Below are 6,747 nucleotides of genomic sequence, written 5' to 3'. Positions count from 1 at the left end.
CCCTCCCAGCGGGACTGCGCGGCGGTGAGGACGACGTGCGCGCCAGGCCAGGCGGCGGTGGGCAGCAGGACCGCGGACCGTTCGCGCGCCCGGGCGCTGAGCCGACGCCGGTCCGCGTCCGTCAGGGCCACCGCGGGCCCGACCACGACGGCGTCGACACCGTCGAGCAGCGCCGCGACGGCGGTCGCGGCCTCGGGGCCGGGGGCGGGGACCAGGGCGACCCGGTCCAGGGTGAGCCCGAGCTGGTGCGCGGCGAGGACCCCGGCGTCGGGCAGCCCCACCAGGGCGATCCAGCCGCCCGACCGCGAGATCTCCACGAGCAGTCCCAGCACCAGGGAGGTCGAGCCGGCCACGACGACCGTCGAGCCCCGGCGCAGGGCCCCCTCGGGCAGGAGCGCGCCGAGACCCGCGGGCACCGGCAGCAGCCGTGCCGACGCCTCGGGGTCGACCACCTCGGGAGCGGACCGCTCGACCCCGTCCGCACCCGGACCGAGACCGCCCGGGCCCGGGAGGACCCCCGTGACGGAGGGGGCTGCGAGGACCGCCGGGACGGAGAGGGCCCGGGCACCCGTCCGCTCCTCCGCACGGCGGAGGACGGAGCGCGCGACGGCGGCGCGGTCGACCACCACCGTCGACGCACCCGCGGCTCCCGCAGCCATGACCCCTCCTCGATCGCCGGTGGCGGACGACCGGGCGCCGCTCCGGCCGGCCGGGCGCCGACCCGCACCGGCCGTCGTCGATGTTCGAACACCTGTTCGAACTGCTTCTCCAGTACACGGCCCCGGCGCCTGCCTGTCAAACCGCTACGGCGTGTCTCGGGGCGACTCACCCGGATGCCGTGGGGACGGCCTCGCCACCGTCCCGGCAGCACCCCGGCAGCACCCCGAGCGACCTCCCGCCCGTTCCGGGAGCCCTCCTGTGGACCTCCCCGCCCCTCCCGGGACGGCGAGGCGTGTGCGTGTCCCCGGCGCCGGGCATGATGACCGCAGGCCCGTGGCCGGCCGCCCGGCGGGAGCCGGCCACGGACCGGGACGAGCACCCGCCACCTGCACGCCGACACGGAGGAACCATGGACCTGACCCGGCCCGACGCCCCCGAGCCCTACTCCCTGCTGCCGCAGGTCCCCACGTTCAGCCTGACCAGCCGGGACGTCCAGGCCGGGGAGCCGCTCGCACACGCCTTCACCGCCGAGGGCGGCAGCACCTCCCCCCAGCTCGCCTGGTCCGGCTTCCCCGAGCAGACCCGGAGCTTCGTGGTGTCGTGCTTCGACCCCGACGCCCCGACCCCCGCGGGCTTCTGGCACTGGACGGTCGCCAACCTGCCCGTCACCACGACCGGCCTCGCGTCCGGCGCCGGCGCGCCCGGCAGCGACCACCTGCCGCCCGGTGCGGTGCAGACGCGCAACGACGGCGGCGAGGTCGGCTTCATGGGTGCCGCTCCCCCGCCCGGGGACAAGCCCCACCGCTACGTCTTCGCGGTCCACGCGCTCGACGTGGAGCGCCTCGACGTGGACACCGCGACGACCCCGACCGTCGTCGCCTTCCAGGCGCTCTTCCACACGCTGGCCCGGGCCACCCTGGCCCCCGTCTACGCGCGATGACCGGCCAGGTGACCGCCCACCTCACCTGGTCCCCCGCGCTGGGTCGGCCCGACCTGCTCGCGCCCGCCACGACCGCCGCGCTGCACGCGTGGGCAGCGGGCGACCCGCGTGTGGCCGAGCAGGTGATGGTGGCCGAGATCGACCCTGCGCTGGCCGACACCGCCGCCCTCAGCGCGGCCTACGCCCTGCCGCTGGACGTGTCCGCGAACTGCGTCGTGGTGGCCGGACGCCGGGGCGGCGAGGAGCGCGTCGCCGCCTGCGTGGTGCTGGCGACCACGCGGGCGGACGTCAACAACGCCGTCCGGCGTCTGCTCGACGTCCGCAAGGCGACGTTCCTCGCGACGGACCGCGCCGTGGAGGAGTCGGCCATGGAGTACGGCGGGATCACGCCGATCGGCCTGCCGGCGCCCTGGCGCGTGCTCGTCGACTCGCGGGTGCCCCTCGCGGGGGACGTCATCGTCGGCAGCGGCGTGCGCCACTCCAAGATCGAGCTGCCCGGCGAGCTGCTCGCCGAGATGCCGGGTGTGGAGGTCGTGGACGCCCTGGCGCTGGGGTAGGTCAGCGCCTCACGAGGAGCCGTCCCGCACCCGGGTGGCCCAGAAGGCGACGGCCGCCGCCGCGGCCACGTTGAGCGAGTCCACGCCGCCGGCCATCGGGATCCGCACGACGGCGTCGGCACCGGCGACGGTGGACGGGCGCAGGCCGTCGCCCTCGGTGCCGAGCACGAGCGCGAGCCGGTCCGGCGGGTCGTCCGCGAGCTCGTCGAGGCTCAGGGCGTCCTGCGCGAGCGCCAGCGCCGCCGTGACGAAGCCGGCGTCCCGCAGCGTCCGGATGCCCTCGGGCCAGGGGTCGACGCGCGTCCACGGCACCTGGAAGACCGTGCCCATCGAGACGCGTACCGACCGGCGGTACAGCGGGTCGGCGCAGCGGGGCGTCACGAGGACGGCGTCGACGCCGAGCGCGGCGGCGCTCCGGAAGGCGGCACCCACGTTGGTGTGGTCGACGACGTCCTCGAGCACGGCCACCCGCCGGGCGCCGCGACCGCCGCGGGCCGAGGCGAGGACGTCCTCGACGGACCGCAGGGCGGGCCGGTGCATCGCGGCCAGCGCACCGCGGTGGACGTGGAACCCGGTGATGGCCTCGAGGACGTCAGGCTCGGCGACGTAGACGGGCACGCGGGTCCCGTCGTCGGCCCCCCCGTCGCCGGCGACCCCGTCCCCCGCCCCGTGCGCCGGTCCGACGACGGCGCGCGCCAGCATGTCGGTCAGGTCCGGCAGCCAGCGAGGAGAGACCAGGACGGACCGGGGCCGGTGCCCCGCCGCGAGCGCCCTGCCCAGCACCGTCGAGCTCTCGGCGATGTACAGGCCTTTCTCCGGCTCGTGCCGGGACCGCAGGGCCACGTCCGTGAGGGACACGTAGTCCGCCAGGCGGGGGTCGTGCGGGTCGTCGAGCGGGATCACCTCGGGCGTCAGCACGCCGACATCATGCCCGCTCGCACGCCGAGGGCCGGCCCGCGTGCGCGGACCGGCCCTCGAGGCCGTGCTCAGGACGCAGGGGGCGGAGGCGGTCCGTCCTGCGGACGCGGCTCGAAGGACTGCGCCGGGGGCGGCCCCTCCTGCGGACGCGGCTCGAAGGACTGCGCCGGCGCCGGCCGGTCGGCGGGCTGCGCCGCCCGCGTGGCCGCGCGGGCCGTCGGCCTCGTGACGGTCGTCGCCTCGCTCGTCGCGGCCTGCGACTCACGACGCGCCTCGGCGAGGGCCTCCGCGGGGTCCACGAGGGCCGACGGGCCGAGGTCCTCCCGCGTGACCGGCGAGACGCCCGGCGGACGACCGGAGCTCAGGTCCGGTCCGTCCCCGTCCCCGCCTCCTCCGAACCCCTTGGTGATGGCGCTCAGTGCCGCGGTGAACTCGGTGGGGATGAACCACACCTTGTTCGACTGCGTCCGGGAGACCTCCGGGAGCATCTGCAGGTACTGGTACGCCAGGAGCTTGGGGTCGGCGTCACCGCGGTGGATCGCGTCGAAGACCTGCAGGATCGCCCGCGCCTCACCCTCGGCGTTGAGGACGGCGGCCTGCGCCGAGCCCTCGGCCCGCAGGATCGCCGCCTGCTTCTCACCCTCGGCCGTGAGGATCTGCGACTGCTTGACGCCCTCCGCCGTGAGGATCGCGGCGCGGCGGTCGCGCTCGGCGCGCATCTGCTGCTCCATCGAGCCCTGGATGGACTGCGGCGGGTCGATCGACTTGAGCTCGACGCGGTTGACGCGCACGCCCCAGCGTCCGGTCGCCTCGTCCAGGACGCCGCGCAGCTGACCGTTGATCTGGTCCCGGCTCGTCAGCGTCTGCTCGAGGTCCATGGACCCGACGACGTTGCGCAGCGTGGTCACGGTGAGCTGCTCGATGCCGGTGATGTAGTTGGCGATCTCGTACACGGCCGACTTGGGGTCCGTCACCTGGAAGTAGATGACCGTGTCGATGCTCACCACGAGGTTGTCCGACGTGATCACCGGCTGCGGCGGGAAGGACACGACCTGCTCGCGCAGGTCGACCCTCGCCCGCACCCGGTCGACGAAGGGCACGAGCAGGTGGAGGCCGGCGTCGAGCGTCCGGGAGTAGCGACCGAGGCGCTCGATGAGCAGCGCCGTCGCCTGCGGCACGATCCGGACGGCACGCACGAGCGTCACGACGACGAACAGCGCGACGAGGCCGAGGACGAGGATCAGGACGAGCTGGTTGGCGCTGACGGTGGGATTCTCGATCATGGTCACTCCGGTCGTCGTCGAGCTCGGGTGGTGCGGGCAGGACGGGCACGGGCCCGCCGGGGGATCAGGGGGCCGACGCGGGCGGGGCGGGCGGCGCGTCGTCGGGCGCGGCGTCGTCCGGCGCGGGCAGCGGGGCGACCACGGCCGTGGCCCCGTCGATCCGGACCACCCGGACGTCCGCCCCGGCGGGCAGGACGACGTGGGCGCCGTCGGTCCGGGCGGACCACTGCTCGCCCGCGAGCTTCACGAGCCCGCCACGCTCCGTGACCTCGGAGAGGGTCAGCGCCGGCCGGCCCACGTTGGCAGCGGCGTTGGTCTCGACGAGCGGCGTGCGGCGTCGCAGGTTCCGCAGGAGGTACGGGCGGAGGAAGACGAGCATCACCGTGGAGGTGACCGCGAAGGTCAGCACCTGCACGACGATGTCGCCGCCCAGCGCACTGGCCACCAGGGCCGCGACGGCACCGGCGGCGAGCATGAGGAGGACCAGGTCCAGCGTGAGGATCTCCAGGACGCCGAGCGCGACGGCCGCGACGACCCACCACACCCAGTGGATCTCGATCTGGTCCATGTGCCCCCTCCGCGTCGGACGGCCCCGTCGCGGACGACGGCGCCACGATCATCGTAGTCGGCACGGTCCCCGGCAGGAGGGACCCGACAGCGGGGTATCAGCCGGCGCGGCGGGCGGTGTCAGCCGGCGCGGCGCGCGCTCCACCGGTCGCCGTGCCGCCCGACCTCGAGGTCCATCCCGAACGTGTCGCTGAGCGGCTCCGCGGTGAGGACCTGCTCGATCGGCCCCGCGGTCCGGATGGCCCCGTCGCGCAGGAGGAGCGCGTGCGTGAAGCCCGGCGGCACCTCCTCGACGTGGTGGGTCACGAGCACCAGCACGGGTGACCGACGGTCCTGCGCCAGCTCCGCGAGCGCGGCCACGAGCTCCTCGCGGCCACCGAGGTCCAGACCGGCCGCCGGCTCGTCCAGCAGCAGCAGCTCGGGGTCGGTCATGAGGGCCCGGGCGATCTGGACGCGCTTGCGCTCGCCCTCGCTCAGCGTGCCGAAGCGGCGGTCGGCGAACCGCCCGACGCCGAACACCTCCAGCAGCGTGCGCGCCCGCTCGTGGTCGAGGGCCTCGTACTGCTCACGCCACCGCCCCGTCATGCCGTACGCGGCGGTGAGGACGACGTCGAGGACCGACTCCGACGGAGAGATCCGGTCCGCGAGCGCGGCGGACGCGACGCCGATACGGGGCCGGAGCTCGAACACGTCCACCGCGCCGAGACGCGCGTCGAGGATCGTCGCGGTGCCCGAGGACGGGTGCATGCGCGCCGACGCGATCTGCAGCATCGTGGTCTTGCCGGCGCCGTTGGGACCCAGGACCACCCAGCGCTCGCCGTCCTGGACCTGCCACGTCACCCGGTCGAGGATGGTCGTGGTCCCCCGGCGGACGGTGACGTCCTGCAGATCCAGCACGGCGCTCATAGCGCCCGACCCTAACGCGGTCCGACGGCGCCCCCGCGCCGCACCGCCGACGGCGACCGGTGCGGTCCCGCGCCCGGGCCGCGCGCGCCGTAGGGTCGCCTCGTGCACGAGCCGGACGACCCCCTCACGCTCCCCCGCTCCGTCCACCTCGCCCTGTGGACGCGCCACGTCGGCGCCGGCGCGGAGTCGCTGCGCCGTGCGCTGGACGCCGTCCAGGGCGACGACGAGCCGCACGACGTCGTCGCGGACGACGACTCCCCGGTGGGCGACGGCACCCTCGGCGCGCTCCTGGCGACCTGGGCGTCCGGGCCGCGGACCGCCGCGGCCGTCCTGCCCGTCCCCGGGGACCCCGCGGGGGCGCCGGCCGACGCGTCGACGGCGGCCCTGGCGGCCGGCGAGTGCGTCCTCGTCGAGACCCCCGACGGCGCCTTCGCGGCCGTGCCGGACGTGCGCGCGTTCGGCAGCGCGCTCGAGCCGGGCCACCTGGTGACCTGGCACGTCCGTCGGGTCCGCAGCTGGTCCACGGTGCTCCTGGGGGTCCTCGGCACCCCGGCGGAGGCGGAGCAGGAGCTGCGCCTCGCGCTGGGGCAGGCCACCGAGGCGCTCACCTCGCTCGACGTCGCCCGGTGGCGACCCGACGCGGCCGCGGCCATCGCGCGGCTCCGGGGCGACACCGCGCCCACGTGGCACCTGCCCGCCGAGCTCGACCCGCGGCGGGTCCGGGTGCTGACGCTGGCGGCACGGCTGCGCGGCGTCGTCGCCCTGGCCACGAGCGACGACGGCGGCGCGGTCAACCTGTGGCAGGCGGACCAGCGGTCGACGGCCCTGCGGGAGATCGACCACGCGGCCCGCCGCGCGCTGTCGGCGGTGACCGTCGGCTGAACCGCCGTCGGCGGCTCAGCCCTGATCCACCGGC

The 6,747-nt window shown here is 76.0% G+C and carries 8 protein-coding genes; 3 read left to right on the top strand and 5 right to left on the bottom strand.

Annotated elements, in window-relative coordinates; translation table 11 throughout:
- Positions 1–659: hypothetical protein (locus tag N866_RS15185; RefSeq protein WP_034227898.1), on the bottom strand; the 659-nt coding region annotated here is incomplete at its 3' end.
- A gap of 410 nt (positions 660–1,069) precedes the next feature.
- On the opposite strand from N866_RS15185, the gene N866_RS15180 reads away from it, so the two are divergent.
- Complete coding sequence (locus tag N866_RS15180; RefSeq protein ID WP_173406165.1) at positions 1,070–1,600, top strand: YbhB/YbcL family Raf kinase inhibitor-like protein; 531 nt, start codon at positions 1,070–1,072, stop codon at positions 1,598–1,600.
- The gene (locus N866_RS15175; protein WP_052023119.1) at positions 1,597–2,157 is read left to right on the top strand and encodes a YbaK/EbsC family protein; all 561 of its coding nucleotides are present in this window, start codon (positions 1,597–1,599) and stop codon (positions 2,155–2,157) included. Before N866_RS15180 ends, N866_RS15175 begins: the two co-directional genes overlap by 4 nt.
- Positions 2,158–2,166: 9 nt before the next feature.
- Here the strand turns inward: N866_RS15175 and N866_RS15170 are convergent, their stop codons facing one another.
- The 4 genes from N866_RS15170 to N866_RS15155 all read right to left on the bottom strand — a co-directional run bounded on the left by N866_RS15170 (position 2,167) and on the right by N866_RS15155 (position 5,831).
- Positions 2,167–3,075, bottom strand: a complete 909-nt coding sequence (locus N866_RS15170) for a TrmH family RNA methyltransferase (protein ID WP_034227894.1) — start codon at positions 3,073–3,075, stop codon at positions 2,167–2,169.
- A 68-nt stretch (positions 3,076–3,143) separates the two neighbouring features.
- The gene (locus tag N866_RS15165; protein ID WP_081802693.1) at positions 3,144–4,358 is read right to left on the bottom strand and encodes an SPFH domain-containing protein; all 1,215 of its coding nucleotides are present in this window, start codon (positions 4,356–4,358) and stop codon (positions 3,144–3,146) included.
- 64 nt (positions 4,359–4,422) lie between these two features.
- Complete coding sequence (locus N866_RS15160; protein WP_245612616.1) at positions 4,423–4,926, bottom strand: NfeD family protein; 504 nt, start codon at positions 4,924–4,926, stop codon at positions 4,423–4,425.
- A 119-nt stretch (positions 4,927–5,045) separates the two neighbouring features.
- Positions 5,046–5,831: an ABC transporter ATP-binding protein gene (locus tag N866_RS15155; protein ID WP_034227900.1), complete on the bottom strand. Its 786-nt coding sequence runs from the start codon at positions 5,829–5,831 to the stop codon at positions 5,046–5,048.
- Between the two features lie 102 nt (positions 5,832–5,933).
- Here N866_RS15155 and N866_RS15150 point away from each other — a divergent pair, with 102 nt between their 5' ends.
- Positions 5,934–6,713 carry a hypothetical protein gene (locus N866_RS15150; RefSeq protein ID WP_034227893.1) on the top strand — a complete coding sequence of 260 codons (780 nt, stop codon included), beginning with the start codon at positions 5,934–5,936 and terminating at the stop codon, positions 6,711–6,713.
- Positions 6,714–6,747: the final 34 nt, after the last annotated feature.

Source organism: Actinotalea ferrariae CF5-4 (assembly GCF_000603945.1).
GTDB classification, from domain to species: Bacteria; Actinomycetota; Actinomycetes; order Actinomycetales; family Cellulomonadaceae; genus Actinotalea; species Actinotalea ferrariae.
The sequence above is the reverse complement of the archived record's forward strand: the minus strand, read 5'-3'. Positions and strand labels throughout refer to the sequence as shown.

Bases quoted from the DNA above. Each gene is read 5' to 3' on its own strand.
- N866_RS15180 (WP_173406165.1), top strand. From the start codon at position 1,070: ATGGACCTGACCCGGCCCGACGCCCCCGAGCCCTACTCCCTGCTGCCG.
- N866_RS15155 (WP_034227900.1), bottom strand. From the start codon at position 5,831: ATGAGCGCCGTGCTGGATCTGCAGGACGTCACCGTCCGCCGGGGGACC.
- N866_RS15175 (WP_052023119.1), top strand. From the start codon at position 1,597: ATGACCGGCCAGGTGACCGCCCACCTCACCTGGTCCCCCGCGCTGGGT.
- N866_RS15160 (WP_245612616.1), bottom strand. From the start codon at position 4,926: ATGGACCAGATCGAGATCCACTGGGTGTGGTGGGTCGTCGCGGCCGTC.
- N866_RS15165 (WP_081802693.1), bottom strand. From the start codon at position 4,358: ATGATCGAGAATCCCACCGTCAGCGCCAACCAGCTCGTCCTGATCCTC.